This is a genomic window from Micromonospora fulviviridis (assembly GCF_014648395.1).
Lineage (GTDB): Bacteria > Actinomycetota > Actinomycetes > Mycobacteriales > Micromonosporaceae > Micromonospora > Micromonospora fulviviridis.
This window is the reverse complement of record NZ_BMRA01000007.1, coordinates 312,623-330,442: the sequence shown is the minus strand read 5'-3', so window position 1 is coordinate 330,442 and position 17,820 is coordinate 312,623. Positions and strand designations below refer to the sequence as shown.

At 74.0% G+C, this 17,820-nt stretch carries 16 protein-coding genes; 7 read left to right on the top strand and 9 right to left on the bottom strand.

Annotation, left to right across the window (positions count from 1 at the left end; translation table 11 throughout):
• Positions 1-21: 21 nt before the first annotated feature.
• Together prfH and IEY96_RS20760 are read right to left on the bottom strand one after the other, a co-directional pair.
• Entirely contained in the window at positions 22-717 is a 696-nt protein-coding gene (gene prfH, locus IEY96_RS20765; protein ID WP_189196461.1) for a peptide chain release factor H, read from the bottom strand.
• Positions 714-1,895: an RNA ligase RtcB family protein gene (locus IEY96_RS20760; RefSeq protein ID WP_189196460.1), complete on the bottom strand. Its 1,182-nt coding sequence runs from the start codon at positions 1,893-1,895 to the stop codon at positions 714-716. Before IEY96_RS20760 ends, prfH begins: the two co-directional genes overlap by 4 nt.
• 218 nt (positions 1,896-2,113) lie before the next feature.
• Here IEY96_RS20760 and IEY96_RS20755 point away from each other — a divergent pair, with 218 nt between their 5' ends.
• Positions 2,114-3,673, top strand: a complete 1,560-nt coding sequence (locus IEY96_RS20755; RefSeq protein ID WP_229791743.1) for a PP2C family protein-serine/threonine phosphatase — start codon at positions 2,114-2,116, stop codon at positions 3,671-3,673.
• Between the two features lie 35 nt (positions 3,674-3,708).
• On the opposite strand, the gene IEY96_RS20750 is transcribed toward IEY96_RS20755, so the two are convergent.
• Entirely contained in the window at positions 3,709-4,035 is a 327-nt protein-coding gene (locus IEY96_RS20750) for an STAS domain-containing protein (RefSeq protein WP_189196459.1), read from the bottom strand.
• 181 nt (positions 4,036-4,216) lie between these two features.
• Here IEY96_RS20750 and IEY96_RS20745 point away from each other — a divergent pair, with 181 nt between their 5' ends.
• Together IEY96_RS20745 and IEY96_RS20740 are read left to right on the top strand one after the other, a co-directional pair.
• Positions 4,217-4,975 carry a peptidylprolyl isomerase gene (locus IEY96_RS20745; protein WP_189196458.1) on the top strand — a complete coding sequence of 253 codons (759 nt, stop codon included), beginning with the start codon at positions 4,217-4,219 and terminating at the stop codon, positions 4,973-4,975.
• A gap of 348 nt (positions 4,976-5,323) precedes the next feature.
• On the top strand, positions 5,324-6,166 hold the full coding sequence (locus IEY96_RS20740) for a flagellar basal body-associated FliL family protein (protein WP_189196457.1): 843 nt from the start codon (positions 5,324-5,326) through the stop codon (positions 6,164-6,166).
• A gap of 63 nt (positions 6,167-6,229) precedes the next feature.
• Here the strand turns inward: IEY96_RS20740 and IEY96_RS20735 are convergent, their stop codons facing one another.
• A complete protein-coding gene (locus tag IEY96_RS20735; protein ID WP_189196456.1) occupies positions 6,230-6,796 on the bottom strand; it encodes a snapalysin family zinc-dependent metalloprotease in 567 nt (188 codons plus the stop codon).
• 217 nt (positions 6,797-7,013) lie between these two features.
• Between IEY96_RS20735 and IEY96_RS20730 the strand changes: the two genes are divergently transcribed.
• The 3 genes from IEY96_RS20730 (at position 7,014) to IEY96_RS20720 (ending at position 10,438) form a co-directional block, all read left to right on the top strand.
• Positions 7,014-8,900, top strand: a complete 1,887-nt coding sequence (locus IEY96_RS20730; protein WP_189196455.1) for a P-loop ATPase, Sll1717 family — start codon at positions 7,014-7,016, stop codon at positions 8,898-8,900.
• A gap of 99 nt (positions 8,901-8,999) precedes the next feature.
• A complete protein-coding gene (locus IEY96_RS20725) occupies positions 9,000-9,413 on the top strand; it encodes a hypothetical protein (RefSeq protein WP_189196454.1) in 414 nt (137 codons plus the stop codon).
• 47 nt (positions 9,414-9,460) lie between these two features.
• Complete coding sequence (locus IEY96_RS20720; RefSeq protein WP_189196453.1) at positions 9,461-10,438, top strand: DUF2804 domain-containing protein; 978 nt, start codon at positions 9,461-9,463, stop codon at positions 10,436-10,438.
• Positions 10,439-10,489: 51 nt separating this feature from the next.
• Here the strand turns inward: IEY96_RS20720 and IEY96_RS20715 are convergent, their stop codons facing one another.
• The 5 genes from IEY96_RS20715 to IEY96_RS20695 form a co-directional block, all read right to left on the bottom strand.
• Entirely contained in the window at positions 10,490-11,866 is a 1,377-nt protein-coding gene (locus IEY96_RS20715) for a glycosyl hydrolase family 18 protein (RefSeq protein ID WP_189196452.1), read from the bottom strand.
• Positions 11,867-12,025: 159 nt separating this feature from the next.
• Positions 12,026-12,688 (bottom strand): galactose-binding domain-containing protein, encoded by a 663-nt coding sequence (locus IEY96_RS32780; protein ID WP_229791742.1) that lies wholly within the window; start codon positions 12,686-12,688, stop codon positions 12,026-12,028.
• 334 nt (positions 12,689-13,022) lie between these two features.
• The gene (locus IEY96_RS20705; protein WP_189196451.1) at positions 13,023-15,284 is read right to left on the bottom strand and encodes a catalase; all 2,262 of its coding nucleotides are present in this window, start codon (positions 15,282-15,284) and stop codon (positions 13,023-13,025) included.
• A gap of 121 nt (positions 15,285-15,405) precedes the next feature.
• Entirely contained in the window at positions 15,406-16,071 is a 666-nt protein-coding gene (locus tag IEY96_RS20700; protein ID WP_189196450.1) for a 4'-phosphopantetheinyl transferase family protein, read from the bottom strand.
• Positions 16,068-16,901, bottom strand: coding sequence for a metallophosphoesterase family protein (locus tag IEY96_RS20695; RefSeq protein ID WP_189196449.1), 834 nt, complete (start codon positions 16,899-16,901; stop codon positions 16,068-16,070). The genes IEY96_RS20700 and IEY96_RS20695 overlap by 4 nt, the downstream gene beginning before the upstream one ends.
• A gap of 157 nt (positions 16,902-17,058) precedes the next feature.
• Here IEY96_RS20695 and IEY96_RS20690 point away from each other — a divergent pair, with 157 nt between their 5' ends.
• A complete protein-coding gene (locus IEY96_RS20690; protein WP_189196448.1) occupies positions 17,059-17,817 on the top strand; it encodes a hypothetical protein in 759 nt (252 codons plus the stop codon).
• Positions 17,818-17,820: the final 3 nt, after the last annotated feature.

Genomic DNA, 17,820 nt, shown 5'->3' with positions numbered 1-17,820 from the left:
CGAAACCACCCGCGGCGCGGGTCACGCCCCGGAAGGCCCGGTCCCGGACCGGGCGCGCGCCGCCTGGGGCGCGCGTCCTCGTCGCCGGGGCGCCGCCGCGTCCGGCCCCGTCGGGCGTTCGACCCGGACGGGGTCGCCGCGGACCAACTCGTCGTGGACCCGCCACCGGTCGGTGGTGAGGGCGCGCCGGGCCGCCTCGTCGGCCTGCTCGATCCGCCGGCGCAGCAGCTCGACGGCGATCCGGCGGTTCAGGCTGAACTGCCGCTCGGTGTCGACCACGACCACGGTGCCCGAGGGGCGGTGAACGGCCCGGACCGCAGTGCTGGCCTTGTTCCGGTGCTGACCGCCCGGGCCGCCGGTGCGCACGGCCACCACCTGGACGTCCGTCTCGGCGAACGTCGAGGTCGGAGCGTCGACCTGGCACGGTCGGGCGGTCACGTACCAGTTCCTGCGCCCGCTGCCGGACCGGTACGGGCTGCGCGCCTGCCAGCACAGGGTGCCGGTCCAGCCGGCGGCGAACGCCGCGGCGCCGGCGCCGGAGATCCGGACCAGCACCGACCGGTAGGTGCCGGGGCGGTCACCGGGCACGGTCTCGACCCGGCAGGTGGTCAGCCCCCGCCCGGCGGCGTCGGCCTCCAGGCGGGGCAGCAGCATGGCCAGCGCCCAGGCGCACTCGCGAGGGCCCCGTCCGGCGGAGACGAGCAGGTGGACGCTCACGGTCGGCCCCGCCCGCGGCGGTTGTCCCGGCGCTCCGCCCGGGGGCCGAGGTCGGGCGTCTTGTAGGTGACCAGCGGGACGGTGGTGGCCACCGGGGTGGCCAGGTCGTGCGCGACGAGGTCGCCGATCACCTGCTCGATGCGCTTGTAGGCGGTGGGCGTCTCCTCGAAGAGCAACTGGCGTTCGCCGCACACCACGACCGACCCCAGCGGGGTGCGGCGCAGCTCCTCGACGGTGTGCTTGGCCCGGCCGCGGCGCAGCGCGTCGGCGCGGGACATCTTGCGGCCCGCGCCGTGCGCCACCGAGTGGTTGGCCGCCGCCCCGGCGTGCGCCGCCACCAGGTAGGAGGGGGTACCCCGGGTGCCGGCGACGAGCACGTCCCGGCCGTCGCCGGGGGCCGCGCCCTTGCGGTGCAGGTAGTGGCCGTCGCGGATTTCGACCAGGTTGTGGCACTGGTCGACGACCGGCGCGGTGGGCTCCGCCCCCAGGGCGTGCGCGACCCGGGCGGCCAGCAGTCGCCGGTTGAGCGAACCCCACCGCACGGCCTCGTCGTGCCGGGCCAGGTAGGCGGCCGGGTCGGGGGCGGGCCCGGCACCGTGCGCCTCGGTGTGCGCCCGCAGGATCCGCTCGCCCAGCCCGCGGGATCCGCTGTGCACGACGAGGACCAGGTCGCCGGCGTCGAGCCCGAGCCGGCTCGCGTGCTCCGGCGCGAGGACGGTCCCAATCCGGGCCAGCTCGACGAAGTGATTGCCTCGGCCGACCGTCCCGAGGCCGTCGAGGTGGCCGGCCGGGATGTCGCCGGCCACGACGGCCCAGGCCGGGTCGTCCGCGTTCCGCTCCGGGTCCAAGGCCCGGTCCAGGTCCGGGAACCGGGCGGCGAGCCGCTCGGGTACGGCGCGCCGCAGCGCGATGGGGAACACGGCGATGCCGCAGCCGATGTCGGAGCCGACCAGGAACGGGTAGAGCACGGTCGACGTCATGGCGGCGCCGATCGGCGCGCCCTTGCCGGGGTGCAGGTCGGGCATGCCGGCGACGTGGACCATGCCGGTGAGGGCGGCGACCTGGCGGCACTGGTCGAGGGCGGCGGACTCGATCCAGCTGCCGACGGAGGCGAAGACGGAGACGGTGGCCGGGGTGGACGGCGGCAGGGACTCCCGCCGGGAGGGGTGCGCGGACAAGGACGCTCGTTTCTCGCGAAGGAGGCAGGGACGGACGGCGGGGCGGCGCGGTTCGGTGCAGCGCGGCCCTCGGGAGCTTCGGGTGCGGTCCGTCAGAACGTCATGGCCGCCAGCCTCCCGGAGTCCACGATGGGCGGCAACCGACTTTTGGCCGGACCGCTCCCGAACGACGCCGGCGGGTCCGGCCGCGAGGTACCGGAGATGGCTAGGCTGCCGGCATGGCAGAGAAGGGCGTGTCGCGCGCGCCCGCGGAGGTGGCGTCCCGGTCGACCGACGACCCCATGGTGGTGGCGGTCCGGCAGGTGCTGGCGACGATCCCGGCGGGCTGCACCTGGCTGCTGCCGGTGCGGGCACCGGACGGCGCGGTCGTCGACTTCCTGGTCGCCGCCGCCAGCGCCCAGGGGCGGGACGTTCACGGCCGGGGCGCCGACCGCGTCGGCCAACGGCTCAGCGCGCTCTACCCCGGCATGGTCGCCGGCCCGCTGTGGCGGACGTACCACGAGGTGCTGGCCACCGGGGAGCCCGCCCACCTGCCCGACTTCCGGTACGTCGGACACGGCGCGGGCGTCGTCGCCGACTCCGTCTTCGACGTGAGCGTGTACCGGGCGCTGGACGGACTGCTGGTCTGGTGGCAGCGGCTGGACGAGCACCGGCGGCGGCTGGCGCGTACCGAGCTGCTCGGCAGCCTGGGCTGGGCGGAGTACGACCTGGTCACCGGCCGCAGCGAGTGGTCTCCGGGGATGTACCGCATCTTCGAGCGCGATCCGGCGCTGGGACCGATGTCCCGGGCCGACCAGGCCGCCGCGCTCCTCCCCGACGACCACGGCCTGCGCGAGGCCGCCTGGCAGACGCTCGACAGCGGCGCCGCGTCGGACGTCACGGTGCGGTTCCGCGCCGGCGGGACCGTCAAGTACCTGCGGATCCTGTCGGACGTGGCCCGGGACGAGGGCGGCGCCCCGGTGAAGATCTACGCGGTGGTCCAGGACGTGACCGCCCGGGAGGACTCGCGCAGCGCCATCGAGCAGCTCAGCGACCAGCTACGGACCCGGGAGACGACCGCGCTGGCCGAGCACCGCCTCGCCGCCCAGCTCCAGAACCTCATCCAGCCGGTGCCCCGCGAGCCGATGTCCCTGGCCGGCCTGGAGGTGCTGGTCGGCTACCTGCCGGCGGAGAGCGCGCTGCGGGTCGGCGGCGACTGGTACCACGCCGAGACGTTGCCCGACGGGTCGGTCGTCCTGGCGGTCGGCGACGTCGCCGGGCACGGGCTGGAGGCGGCCAGTGGGATGGCCCACCTGCGCTTCGCGCTGGTCGCGTGGCTCTCGATCGGCATCCGCGACCCGGCGGCGCTGCTCGGGCACATGAACCGGCTCTGCGGCCAGCTGGCCATCACCGGCACCGCCGTGATCGCGGTCTTCGACCCGGCCACCCGGCACCTGGCCTGGGCGCGGGCCGGGCACCCGCTGCCGCTGCTGTCCCGGGCGGGCGAGACCGGGGACCTCGGCCGGCCCGCCGGGATGCTGCTGGGCGCCGAACCGGCCACCCGCTACCCGGTGGTGACCACCGAGCTGCGCGGCGACGACGTGCTGCTGCTCTACACCGACGGGCTGGTGGAACGCCGCACCGGGAACCCCGAGGACCAGTTGGCGGCGGTGCGGGCGGCCCTGTCGGCGCTCTCCGGTCAGCCGCGGGCGCGACCCCTGGCCCGGCTGCGCGACGCGCTGCACCGGCCCAGCGCGGACGACGACACCTGCACCCTGGCCGTCCGCGTGCTGCCCTGACCGTGCTCAGACGGTCGAGCCGGCCGGCGCCGCCGTCATGATCCGTCCCCGTCCCCGGGATGCCGCAGCAGGTCGCCGACGCCGGTCAGCTCCAGCAGGGCGGCCACCGCCCCGGCGGCGTTGACCAGGTAGAGCCGGCCGTCCGCCGCCCGCGCCCGGTGGTGCGCGGCCACCAGCGCGTGGATGCCGGTGGAGTCGAGGAACTCGACCGCGCCCAGGTCGACCACCACGACCGGGGCGCCGTCCACGGCGGCCAGCAGCGTGCCGGTCAGCCGCTCGCGGGCGGCGAGATCGCACTCGCCGGCCAGCCGGACGATCGTCCGTCCCGGCTCACGGGAGGTCCTCGCCCGGAAGGACGACATGGCACCACGCTTTCTCACCTGGAGCACCGGCCTGCTCGCGTCATCATGTCACCTTCCGGTGCGCCGGCGGCGTGGCGCGCGCCCGGGCGCCGGCGCGCACCGCGTCGACCATCATCGACATCCGCTCACCGCCTCCATAGACTCCGGTCTTTCTGGTACCACGAGTCCAGGGAGGACCCACGTGTCGAGCGAAACCCGACCGCGCTCCGTACCGCCGTTGCTGGCCCGCCTCGCCGGGGTGGCGGTGGTCTCCGCCGCGCTGGTCGCCACCGGCGGCGTCGCCGCGTCCGCGGCCCCCGCCGCCGACCCGGCGCCCACGAAGGGCCCGTGCGCGTACACGCCGACGCCGGACGAGCCGGCGGCCCGGCCGGTGCCGCTGCCGCCGGACCCCCGCCACACGCCCGACCGGGGTACGGTCCGGGTCACGCTGCGGACCAACCAGGGGCCGATCGGGCTGACCCTCGACCGCGAGCAGGCCCCGTGCACCGTGCAGAGCTTCCTGCACCTGGCCCGCCACAAGTTCTACGACCGGACCCACTGCCACCGGCTCACCGCGTACCCGACGCTGAAGGTGCTCCAGTGTGGTGACCCGTCCGGCACCGGCGAGGGTGGGCCGGGTTACCGGTACGCCGACGAGCTGCCCACCGACCTGCCGCCGGCGCCGACCGACCCGACCGGGGTCCGCCGCCTCTACGCCCGGGGCGCCCTGGCCATGGCGAACGCCGGCCCGGACACCAACGGCAGCCAGTTCTTCCTGGTCCAGTCCGACTCGGCGCTGCGCCCCAACTACACCGTGTTCGGCACGATCGACGAGGCCGGGCTGGCCACCCTGGACCGGATCGCGGCCGGCGGCATCGCCGCCACCCCCGAGGATCCGGCGCCGGTGGACGGCGCGCCGGCCCTGCCGGTGGAGATCTGCAAGGCCACCCGGGGCCGCTGAGCCACCTTCCCGGCGGGGCGGTGCGCCGCCCCGCCGGGTCGGCGGTGGGACGCGTCCCATCGACCGGAGGTGATGTCCGTCACGTCGGCGGCCGGGTGGGTGGCGGGGGATCGCACCGGCTCGTCGGGCTGCCGAATCGCGCGCCAGCGCCGGTGATCCGGCCGGTCGGCCGGCCCGGAGCGGCCGTCGGGAACCGCCCTGTCCATCACGGACGGATCGGCTTGCCGACACGCACCGTGTCGCACACCGGCCCGGTGCCGCTCGTCGACCAGCGGTGTAATTTACGCCGCTCACTACCCTGTCCGTGATCATTGCCGGGGTACCCGTCGACAGCGATAAGGGCGTCAGATGACCAACAGTTACCCCCCGTACGGGGGGCAGCAGCCGGACCCGAACGTGAACCCCCAGTGGGGGCAGCCGGCCCAGCCCGGGCCGTACCCCGGCTACGGCCAGCCCGGTCAGCCCCCGCAGTTCGGCGCTCCCGTGCCGCCGCCCAAGTCGAACAAGGGCCTGATCATCGGGCTCTCCGCCGGTGCCGCGGTGGTCCTGCTGGCGCTCTGCGGCGGCGGTGTCGGTCTCTTCCTGGCCGCCGGCGACGACAAGCCCGATCCGGTCGCGTCGAGCAGCGGCAACCCGGTCGGCCCGAGCGCCGACCCGTCCGGCGGCGGGCCGGAGTCGGAGACGCCGGCGCCGGACAACAACGCGGTGACGGCCCGCTACTCCAGTGACATGTCCTCGGTCTGCGACGGCAGCCCGATCCTCAACGCCGCTCCGTACACCGCCGGCTCCCCGGCCAAGGCGTACACGTTCGCGAACTCGCCCGACCGACCGTCGTACTGGTCGTCCAAGTCGATCAGCTCGGCCAAGCCGTACTACAGCAAGAGCGCCGACTTCGAGTCGGTCGCGGTGGTCGGCTGCCTGAAGGTCGTGGAGGGCAGCGAGGGTGCGCCCAAGAAGTGCGACTACAAGAACAACGACGGGAAGATCGTCACGGTCTCCTACATCTCCTCGCGCTACGAGCTGACCTTCTACGCGGCGAAGACCGGCGAGAAGATCGGCGACGGCGGCACGGTGAGCGCGCCGGCGAACCGGTGCCCGAGCTTCATCTCGTACAACAAGCTCACCATGAAGTCGTACGCCTCCCCGGACAGCGGCACCATCGAGGCCGCGCTGGACAAGTTCCTGTTCTGAGCCGGGACCGCCCGGCCGGGTCGGCGTCTCCGCCGGCCCGGCCGGGCTTGTCGTTTCCGCCGGTCAGCGCTGGGCGCCCGCCGCCACAGGTGCCGGCCAGCTGTCGGTGAAGACCTGCGGCGTCGTCGCGCTGCGGGCGGCGAAGCCGAACAGCGAGTCGACCCGGGCGGCCTCGGTGGAGCTGGGGTACGGGTTGGTGCAGCTGGTGCCGGCGCTGCCGCCGGACATCAGGATGGCGCAGTTGCCGTTGTAGTTGTCGGGCAGGCCGAGGATGTGCCCGATCTCGTGGGTCATGATGCGCAGCGGCGAGTACTGCTGCGCCTGGTAGTAGTCGATGACCACGCGGCCGTTGCCGAGGCTGGTGCGCTGGGCGTAGGAGCCGCCGCCGTAGGTGTAGTAGATCATCAGGTTCGAGCCGCACTGGGCCATGTTGATGTTGTTCGTGGCGTTGTTCCAGATCGAGGCGGCCTGCACGGCGTAGCTCGCGAACGGCCCGGCCTGGCTGGTGTTGTAGCAGACGTTGCGGACGGCCGCGGCGGCCGGCGCCGCGTCGACGGTGACGGCGCCCAGCGCCGCCAGTGCCGCGGTGGCGACGGTGGCGAGGAACCGGGTGACCTTGGGCAGACGCATCGCTCACTCTCCTTGTGGGACGGGGTCGAGCGGGGACCGGCCCAGCCTATATATCGGTTGAAGTCGATATCAAGCATCGATCGATATCGCTTTATAGGGCGGGTGGACGGTTGCTGTGCCGGCCGGGCCGCGGGCATGGGGGTCTGGCGCTCCGGCCGTGCACTGCCTACCGTGTGCGGTACCGCACGGACCGTGGCGGCGGTGAGGGAGGGTCGACGTGGACGATCCGACGATCGACCTCACCCGGCTCACCTTCGGCCGCGACGACGCCGAGTCCGACATCGCCAGCGGGCTGCTCCGGCAGGGCTTCCTGCCGACCGCCGCGTACGAGGCCGCCCTGCACGGGCGCAAGAGCCTGGTCATCGGCCGCAAGGGCGCCGGCAAGAGCGCCATCTGCCGGCTGCTCGACGGCGGCCCGGACGGCGGCGTGGTGACCAGCCTGATCACGCCGGACGACGCGACGGGCGAGGAGCTGCGCCGCTTCGAGTTGCAGGGGTTGAACCCGGAGACGGCCAAGTCCCTGGTCTGGCGGTACGTCTTCGCCGTGCAGATCAGCCGGCACCTGGTCGGGCACGCCCGGCATCGGCACCGCCGCCGGCTGCGCCGCGCGCCGGAGAACGTCCGCCGGCTGCGGCGCTTCCTCCGCCGCCACCACGAGAGCGGCGACCAGAAGCTGTACGACCGGGTGCTGTCCGGCATGGGCCGGCTGCGCGCCTCCTCGATCGGCGTGGGGGCGCTCGGCGTGAACGGCTCGGTCGAGGTGCAGGCGTCCGAGGGTGCCCGGGCCGCGCGGCAGCTCGACGTGCTGGAGGAGGTGATCGGGCGGGCCATCGCCGAGCTGGCCTGCCCGGCCGACCACCCGACCCTGCTGCTCGCCGTCGACCAGGTGGAGCAGATCTGGTCCAACGACCCGGCCTCCGACGCCATGGTGGTCGGGCTGCTGCTGGCCAGCAAGCACGTGCGCAGCCTGTTCGGCGGCGCGGTCCGCTGCACGCTGTTCCTGCGCAGCGACATCTACGACTCGCTCCAGTTCACCGAGAGCGACAAGTTCCGCGGGGAGGAGGAGCGCATCGACTGGACCCCGGAGCTGCTCGGTGAGGTGCTGCTGCGGCGCGCCTCGGCGTCGCTGGGCCGCCCCGTGCCGGCCGAGGAGCTGTGGGGCCGGGTGCTGCCCGAGGCGGTCGACGGCGAGCCGATCCTGGACTACCTGACCTCGCGGACCCTGCTGCGCCCCCGCGACGTCATCCAGTTCGTCACCCTCTGCCGGGACACCGCGGTGCGGCACGGCCACCGGACGATCTGGACGATGGACGTCCGGGCGGCCGCCCGGGACTTCTCCCGCTGGAAGCTCCAGGACCTCGGCAACGAATACCTCGTCAGCTACCCCTTCCTGACCCGGCTCTACGCGCTGTTCCAGAACACCGGCTACCTGGTCACCCGCAAGGCGCTCCGGGCCCGCTTCGCGGAGGTGCGCGACAGCCTCGTCGAGCAGTTCCCCGAGTACGCGCACGTGCTGGACGCCGACACCGTGATCGACATCCTGTTCGGCCTCGGCTTCCTCGGCGTGCGGCGCGGCGGCGACACGGTCTACGGCGGCACCCGGCGGGAGGTGCTGGAGCCGCACGAGGACGAGTTCCACGTCCACCCGTGCTTCCGGGCCGGGCTCAACGCCCAGGCGCCGGTGAACCTCGGCCACTTCGTGCCGCCGCAGCTCGCCCGGTCGGTCACCGGAAACGTGGGCTACCAGCTCGGCGTCATCGGCAACGTGGTCGGCGCCCGACCGAGCCGCGAGTTCGCCGTGGTCGGCGAGGTCCGCCGCGCCTACCAGCGGGTCCGGGCGGCGTTGGGCGCGGCGGAGCTGCCGGAGAGCGCCCGCCGGGAGGTCTCCGAGCGGTTGTCGGTCATCGAGTTCGTGCCCGGGCGGTCCAGCGTCGGCCTGGCGATCGGGTGGGCCAACGAGGTGGCCGACTTCTTCGAGCAGATCGCCCGTACCCTCGCCGGCAACGGCCTGGCCGACAGCGCGACCGGCGCGGCCCTGGTGCACACCCTGCGGGACGAGGCGACCCGGGTCCGGCGGGCGGTGGCCCGCTCCAGCGACACCTGACGGCGCCCGCGCCGGCCGCCCCCGCGTCCCGGGCATAACCTGCCCGGATCGGGGGTAGAAGGACGTCACTGCACTTCGACCGCAGGAAGGAGGGCGGTCATGCCGTTCCCCAACGGAGCCGACGGTCACCGGAGGCCCACCCCCGCACCGGCCGGCGTCCCGCCCACGTACGTGCGGTACCTGCGCGACCGCCTGTTGGAGGCCGAGGCCGGCCTCACCGCGATGAACGAGCGGTACGAGCGGACCAAAGCAGGTTTCGACCGCTGCTACGCGCGCCGGGGCATCACGCCGGACACCGACATCGTCGGGTACATCAACGCCAAGGCCATGAACCCGGAGCTGAAGTTCTGGTACGCCAAGGTGGAACACTTCCAGCGTGAGCTGGCCGCTTACGGCGCCGCGCTGACCGGGTTGGCGGCGGCCGACCGGATGCTCGCCGTGGACGGCCCGCGGGTGCCCGCGGACCGGCAGCGGGCCCGCACCGGACGCCCGAACCTGAACCGGGTCGGCTGACCGCCGCGGGCGGATCGCGGGCGTGGCCGAGCCGGTAGCCTGCGTCGATGACGCACGAGCGGGAGATCACCGAGCCGGTCGACCTGTGCCGGCCGGACGGGCGGTTGAACCCGGCGGCGGTGGGCTGGAGCCGACGTCCGCTGCACCGGGCGAACCTGCGCGGCTGGGGCCGGGCCAAGCGCTGGGAGTACTGGGGCGTGGTCACCCCGACGCACATCGTCGGCCTGGTCGCCTCGTCGCTGGACTACGCCGGCGTGCACAGCGTCTACCTGCTGGACCGTCGTACCGGTGTCGAGCGGACCACCGAAGCGGTGGTCCCGTTCGCCCGCGGCGCGGTGCTCCCGCCGGTCAGCGGCGCCGGCGAGGTCCGGGCCCGCGGCGGCGGCCTGGTCATCGACGTCGACCAGCGCCCCGACGGCAGCACCATCCGGGCCACCGCGCCCGGCGTCGAGGTCGACCTCGTGGCGCCGCTACGGCCCGGGCACGAGTCGCTGGGCGTGGTGGTGCCGTGGAGCACCCGGCGGTTCCAGTACACGCTCAAGGACGTCGGCCGGCCCGTGCGGGGCACGCTGCGGGTGGACGGCGCGGCGCACCCGGTCGACGCCGAGTCGTTCGCGGTGCTCGACCACGGGCGTGGCAAGTGGCCGTACGCGGTGCGCTGGAACTGGGCGGCCGGCAGCGGGCCGGGCCGGGCGATCCAGCTCGGCGGCCGGTGGACCGACGGGACCGGCGCGACCGAGAACGCGGTCTTCGTCGACGGGCGGCTGCACAAGATCGGCGCCGACCTGGCCTGGCGCTACGACCGCGCCGACTGGCTGCGGCCGTGGCGGATCACCGGCGACCGGGTGGACGTGACGTTCCACCCGTTCCACGAGCGCGTGGCACGCACCAACCTCGTCGTGCTGGCCGGCGAGACCCACCAGTGCTTCGGGCACTTCTCCGGTTGGGCCGCCACCGACGACGGGGACCGGGTGGACCTCGACGGCCTGGTCGGCTGGGCGGAGGAGGCCCGCAACCGCTGGTGACGGCGGAGCCCCGCCGCGCCGGGCCGGCACGGCGGGGCTCCCGGCCGGTGCTCAGGCCGGCAGCCGCCAGACCTGGTTGGCGCCGCCGAAGCAGTCCCAGATCTGCAGCCGGGTGCCGTTGGCGGAGCTGTTGTCGGTGGCGTCCAGGCACTTGTTCGACTGCGGGTTGCGCAGCGTGCCGTTGGACTGGGCCTGCCAGACCTGGGCGCCGGTGCCGTTGCAGTCCCAGAGCTGCACCTTCGCCCCGTTGGCGGTGGAGCCGCTGGTCACGTCGGCGCACTTGCCCAGCGCCCGCAGCGTGCCGTCGCCGGCCACGGTCCAGCTCTGCGCGGCGGTGCCGTTGCAGGTGTACAGCTGGATCGCGGTGCCGTTGGCGGTGCCGGCCGCGGCCACGTCGACGCACTTGCCGCCGATGCCGGTGATCGGGCCGGTACGCCCGCTCGGCGGCGGGGTGCCGCCGCCCATGACGGTGTCGTAGATGGCGCTGACCAGCGAGGTCGCGCCGGTGGTGTCCTGGGACAGCTCCCAGTTCATCATCCCGCCGGCGTTGGCCAGTGCCCACTGCGTCTTGCGCTTCACGGTCGGTACGCCGTTGTAGCACTGCTGCGTGCCGCTCACCGTGGTGCAGTCGCGGTTGGCGTTGGCCGGGTCCATGCCGACCAGCGCGGCGTAGGTGTAGTAGCCGGGCCGGCTGTAGAAGGGGACGCCGAGCACCGCCTTGGCGGCGGGCAGGCCACGCGACTTCCAGAGGTTCACGCTGTTGACCGACCAGTCGTAGTTGGCGTGCGGGCTGCCGCCGTCGTACGCCATGATGTTCAGCCAGTCGACGGAGCCGAAGACCGCCGGCGGCACGCCGTCGACGTAGTAGCCCTCGGAGACCACGGCGGCGGTGAGCAGCTTGCCGCGGCTGTGCAGCGCGCTGCCGAGCTGCTGCATGAGCAGCGTGTAGTTGTTGGCCGAGGCGCCCGGGTCGGGATACTCCCAGTCGATGTCGACGCCGTCGAGGTTGTACTGGTTGACGAAGTTGACCACGTTGGTGACGAACGCGCCGCGGGCGCCGGAGTTGGCGGCGAGCGCCTCGAACGCGGAGTCGTCGCCGTCGTTCCAGCCGCCGATCGCGATCGACACCTTGACGTTGTTGGCGTGCCCGAGCGACACGAGCGAGGAGAGCTTGCTGGGGTTCTCCACCGGGCGCAGGCTGCCGTCGTTGTTGGGCAGCGCGAACGCGTAGTTGACGTGGGTGAGCTTGCCGTACTGGATGCTGTTGACGCTGCCGCTCCAGGACGGCATGTAGCCGACGCTCTTGAAGTTGTTGGGCAGGACGACGGCCTGGGCGGCGGCCGGCGTCAGGGCGAGCGTCGCGGTGGCGGTGGCCAGGGCGAGCAGGCCGGCGGCCACGGCTCGGCGGCGGGGGCGCGGTGTGGACATCGAGGGCCTTCCCGGTGCAGGGGGCGCCGTACCGCCCGGCCGGCGCTGGTCGGGGCCGGCGCCGGCCGGGCGTACGGGTCGGACAGGGGATGGTCTTCCTCGAGGTAGGCCAAATATTAAAGAGCATTAACTAAGCCGTCAATGATGTGTTTCGATGGATCAGCCGGCGTGGACCTCCAGCTGGGCGAGCTGGCCCGCCGGCCAGCCGGTGTTGCCGGTGAAACGGACCTGCACGTAGCGGGCCGGGGTGGCCGTGAAGGTCAGCGTGACCTGGTTGCCGGTCGCCGGGTCGAACAGCCGGCCGCCGCCGGCGACCAGGGTGCTCCAGCTTCCGCCGTCGGTGCTGCCCAGCACGGAGAGGGTCTGGGTGCGCGCCTGCCAGGCCGGGGAGGGTGGCAGGCGGAGCACGACCCGCCCGACCGGGGTGGCCGCGCCGAGGTCCACCTGGACCCACTGGGGGAAGGCGTTGTTGGCGCTCTCCCAGTAGGTGTCGGGGTTGCCGTCCACCACGTTCCCGCTGCCGTAGCTCTGGGTGTGGCTGCTCTCGGCCGTCGGCCGACCCCGGGCCAGGTCGGTCTGCGCCGCCGGGTCGGTGGTCACCGTGACCGCGTTCGACGGCGCCGAGACGGCCCCGGTGGTGTCCCGGGCGACGACCGTGAAGGTGTACGCGGTGGCGGGGCTGAGCCCCGTGACGGTGGCCGAGGTGCCGGTGACCGACGCGACCGTGCTGCCGCCCTGGCGTACCTGGTAGCCGGCGATCCCGTCGGCGTCGGTGGCCGCCGTCCAGGCCAGCGACACGCTGGTGGCGGTCCGCCCGATCACCGCCAGGGCGCCCGGGGCGGTCGGCGGGGTGGACGTGCCGGTGGCCGCGTACGCCTCGACCTGCGCGAGTTGGCCGCGGGCCAGGCGGTGTTGCCGGCGACGGTGACCCGGACGTGGCGGACCGTGGTGGTCGGCACGGCGACGGTGGCGGTGTTGCCGGACGCCGGGTCGAACCGGACGCCGGCCGGTGCGGCCAGGGTGGTGAAGGTGGCGCCGTCGGCGCTGCCCTGCGGGTGGCCGGCGCCGGGGACGGCGGGTGGGGGCCCGTACCCGGGCGGCCCGTACCGGCGGAAGGGCGGCCCCCCACTCGGGGGACCGCCCTTCCGGCGTTGGTTCAGGCGACCGAGGCGGGGAACCGCTCCCACACCCGGTGCGCCGCCATCAGCTGCTGCACCGCGCCGAAGACCTCGCCGCCGGAGTCGCCGGTGACCACGCCGGGCGAGCCGGCCACCCCGGCCTGCCGGAGCACCTCGGCTCCGGCGCCCCAGGCGCCGATCGCCTTCGCGTGCCGCCAGGCCTCCTCGACCAGCAGCAGCACCCGGGGGTCGAGGGTGGCGGAGTCGGCCGCGCCCGCCTTGGCGTCCCGGGCGGGCAGCGCGTCCGGCGCCGGCGCCGGGGCCCCGGCCAGCAGGATCGCGTCGAACTCCACCGACCGGCCGGTGGCGAAGGTGCGCTGCACGGGCAGGTCGCCCACCGTGCCGCCGTGCGCGGCGATCAGCAGCGGCACCATCCCGGCGGCGAACACCGCCCGGCGGACCTGGCCGACCCCGTCGAGGTCGCTGTCCGCATCGACCACGATGCCGACCATCCGGCCGTCGGCCGGCCACTCCCGGCCGACCTGCGACAGCGCCGGGCTCGGCTGCACCTCGGCCAGCGGCACGGTCGGCTTCGGCGCGGGCAGGCCCAGGCCGGTGGCGACCTGCTCGCACAGCACCGGGTCGATGTTGGCCAGGCACTGGAGCTGCCGCTCCTTGATCGCCTGGTGGTAGCACTTGCCCAGCTCGAAGGTGTACGCCCGGATGATGTGCTCCTTCTCCACCGGCGACATGCTCAGCCAGAACAGCCGGACCTGGCTGAAGTGGTCGTCGAACGAGGCCGGGGCCGCCCGTACCTTCGGGGCCTCCGCGACCGTGACCGGCGTGTCGACGAACGCGTTCTCCCGGTCGCCGGCGGGGAAGGGGTTGCCGCCGTCGAGCGAGTTCGGCCGGTAGGGCGCCACGCCCGCGTGCACCGCGTGCTGGTGGAAGCCGTCCCGGAGCATGTCGTTGACCTCGGCGTGCGGCCGGTTGACCGGGATCTGGGTGAAGTTCGGCCCGCCGAGCCGGGTGAGCTGCGTGTCGAGGTACGAGAAGAGCCGGCCCTGCAACAGCGGGTCGTTGGTGACGTCGATGCCCGGCGGCAGGTGCCCGAGGTGGAAGGCGACCTGCTCGGTCTCGGCGAAGAAGTTCCGCGGCGTCCGGTTGAGGGTGAGCCGGCCGACCGGCTGCACCGGCGCCAGCTCCTCCGGCACGATCTTCGTGGGGTCGAGCAGGTCGATCCCCGCGAAGGTCTCCTCCGGGGTGTCCGGGAAGACCTGGATGCCCAGCTCCCACTCCGGGTACGCCCCGGACTCGATGGCGTCGTAGAGGTCGCGGCGGTGGAAGTCGGGGTCGACGCCGCTGATCATCTGCGCCTCCTCCCAGGTCAGGGAGTGCACGCCCAGCTTCGGCTTCCAGTGGAACTTGGCCAGCACCGTCGCCCCGGCCTCGTCGACCAGGCGGAACGTGTGGACGCCGAAGCCCTCCATCGTCCGGTAGGAGCGGGGGATGCCGCGGTCGGACATGTTCCAGATGGTGTGGTGCTGCGCCTCGGTGTGCAGGGAGACGAAGTCCCAGAAGGTGTCGTGCGCGCTCTGCGCCTGCGGGATCTCCCGGTCCGGGTGCGGCTTGCCGGCGTGGATGATGTCCGGGAACTTGATCGCGTCCTGGATGAAGAACACCGGCATGTTGTTGCCGACCAGGTCGAAGGTGCCCTCGTCGGTGTAGAACTTGGTGGCGAAGCCGCGGGTGTCGCGGACCGTGTCCGCCGACCCGCGCGAGCCGAGCACGGTGGAGAACCGGACGAAGACCGGCGTCTCCCGGCCCTTCTTCAGGAAGCCCGCCCGGGTGACCTCCTCGGCGGTGCCGTAGGCGACGAAGACCCCGTGTGCGCCGGCGCCGCGCGCGTGCACCACCCGCTCCGGGATGCGCTCGTGGTCGAAGTGGGTGATCTTCTCGCGCAGGTGGTGGTCCTGGAGCAGCACCGGGCCGCGCGGCCCGGCCTTGAGCGAGTGGTCCGTGTCGCGCAGCCGCGCCCCGTTGGCGGTGGTGAGGAAGGCTCCCTGCTGCCCCTTCGCGATCTTCGGCACGCCGGTCTCGGCGCCGGTCGGGGTACGGGTGTCCGGGGCGCCCTGCTCCTCCTTCGGCGGCAGCGGGCCGTGCGGCGTCGTCGGCTCCTCGAGCGGCGGTGGGGCGCTGCCCGGCGCGCCGGGCACATCCGGGGTCAGGATGTCGGTGACCTTTTCCGTGGCGGCCTCCACGACATCCTTGACGACCTTGGCGGGCTTGCTGGAATCCATCGGGACCTGTCCTCCGTGGGGCAAAATGACCGGGCCCTCTGGGCCCTACCCTCGGCAGGAGCGGGCAAACGCGGATCACTCGGGCGGAAGCCGTCATGCCCGGCCCTCGAACGCAACCGGGTCAGGGCTGTCGGGGCACGGCCACCGCCGTGACGACCAGCCCGTCGGCGACCAGCCAGCGGCCGTGCAGCGCGGCCAGCGGCGAGCCGCCGTCCACGCGGGTGGCGTCGACCAGCACCCGGGCCGTGAAGCTCCCCGCGGCCGGGTCGACGGAGAGTTCGGCGTCCTCGAAGCCCAGCCAGCGCCCGGTCAGCGGATACCAGGCCTTGTAGACGGACTCCTTGGCGCTGAACAGCAGCCGGTCCCAGTGCAGCCCCGGACGGGCGGCGCGCAGCCGGGCCAGCGTCTCCGGCTCGCCGGCCGTCGTGACCACCTCGGCGACGCCGTCCGGCAGCGGCTCGTGCGGCTCGGCGTCGATGCCGAGTCCGGCCAGCGCGGTGTCCCGGGCGACCGCCGCGGCGCGGTAGCCGGCGCAGTGGGTGATGCTGCCGACCACGCCCGCCGGCCACAGCGGCTCCCGCTTCGGGCCGGGGCGGATCGGCGCCGGGGCGTACCCGAGGCGGGCCAGGGCCTCCCGGGCGCAGCGGCGGGCCGTGACGAACTCGCGGCGGCGGGCCTCCACGGCGCGGACGAGCAGGTCCTCCTCGCCCGGGTACGGGGCCTCGCCAGGGATGTCGGAGAACGCCTCGACGGGCACCGCCGTCGACGGGAGCAGGATCTCGATCACGCGGCGCCGCCCAGGATGCGCCGCATCGGCCGCGGCTCGCCGCCCCGCCGGCCCCACTCGCGCGGGTAGCCCAGCGACACCTCCTCGAAGCGCACCCCGTCGTAGTGGGTGGTGCGGGGGATGTGCAGGTGCCCGTAGACCGCCACCGCGGCGCGGTGCCGCAGGTGCCAGTCGGCCGTGCGGTCGGTGCCGCACCACTGGGCGAACTCGGGATACCAGAGCACGTCGGTGGGCTGGCGGACCAGCGGCCAGTGGTTGACCAGCACGGTCGGCAGCGCCGGGTCGACGGCGGCCAGCCGCCGCTCGGTCACGGCGATCCGCTCCCAGCACCACGACTCCCGGTCCGGGTGCGGGTCGGGGTGCAGCAGCATCTCGTCGGTGCACACCACCCCCGCCGCGTACGCCGCGCGCAGCGACTCCTCCTTGGAGTTCGTGCCGGGGGCGCGGAACGAGTAGTCGTAGAGCAGGAACAGCGGCGCCACGGTGACCGGCCCACCCTCGCCGTGCCACACCGGATAGTCGTCCTCCGGGGTGAGCACGCCCAGGTCGCGGCACATGCCGACCAGCGCGTCGTAGCGGGCCCGGCCGCGCAGCGTCACCGGGTCGGCCGGGTGGGTCCACAGCTCGTGGTTGCCGGGCACCCAGACGACCCGGGCGAAGCGGTCGCGGAGCTGCCGCAACGTCCGCTCGATGTCCGCGAACACCTCGCCGACGTCGCCGGCCACGATCAGCCAGTCGTCCGCCGACTCCGGCCGCAGGCCGTCGACGACCGCGCGGTTCTCGGCGTACGACACATGGAGGTCACTGACCGCGAACAGCGCACCCGTCACCCCGTCGATCTTGCCAGCGCCGCACCGGGATGGACAGCCGCGACTTGAGCGGTGTCGGGGGTCCGACGCAGAATGGCCGGCATCGGTGTCGCGACCCCGGCGGCGGTGCAGGGCCGCACGGGCTGAAACGTCGACTCTTCACGGAAGGGACGACGGCATGCACCCGATGCTGCGTCGGCTCGACGACCTCGCCGCCCACCTCGCCACCCGGCCGGACGCCGTGGCGCTGCTCGGCCTCGGCTCCGCCGGTGTCGACCGGGACCGGCTCGACGACCACTCCGACCTGGACTTCTTCCTCGTCGTCGCCGACGGCGCGGTGGGCCGCTACGTCGACTCGATCGACTGGCTGGCCGCGCCCTGCCCGGTGGCGTACAGCTTCGCCAACGAGCGCAACGGCCGCAAGGCGCGCTACGCCGACGGGATCTTCGTCGAGTACGCGGTCTTCACCGTGGCCGAGCTGGCCCGGTTGCCGTTCACCGGCGCCCGGGTGGTCTGGCAGCGCCCCGACGCGCCGGCCGGGCTGGCCGGCAGCGGTGCGCCGCCGCGCCCCGCCACGCCGTACGACACGGTGGAGTTCCACCTCAACGAGGCGCTCACCAACCTCTACGTGGGCCTGCACCGGGAGGTGCGCGGGGAACGGCTGACCGCGGCGCGGTTCATCCAGTCGTACGCGGTGGACCGGGTGCTCGCCCTCCTGCGGCTCACCGAGCCGTCGGCCGCGCACCGGCGGGACCCGTTCGACCCGAGCCGCCGGGTCGAGCAGGCGTACCCGCCGGAGGTGCTGCCGCTGGCGGCCATGGTGCCCGGCTACCGGCACAACCGGGCGGCCGCCCGGGCCACCCTCGACTGGCTGGCGGCCCGGTTCCCGCTCGACCCGGCCATCGCCGACCCGATCCGGGCGCTGCTCGCGGCGTAGGCC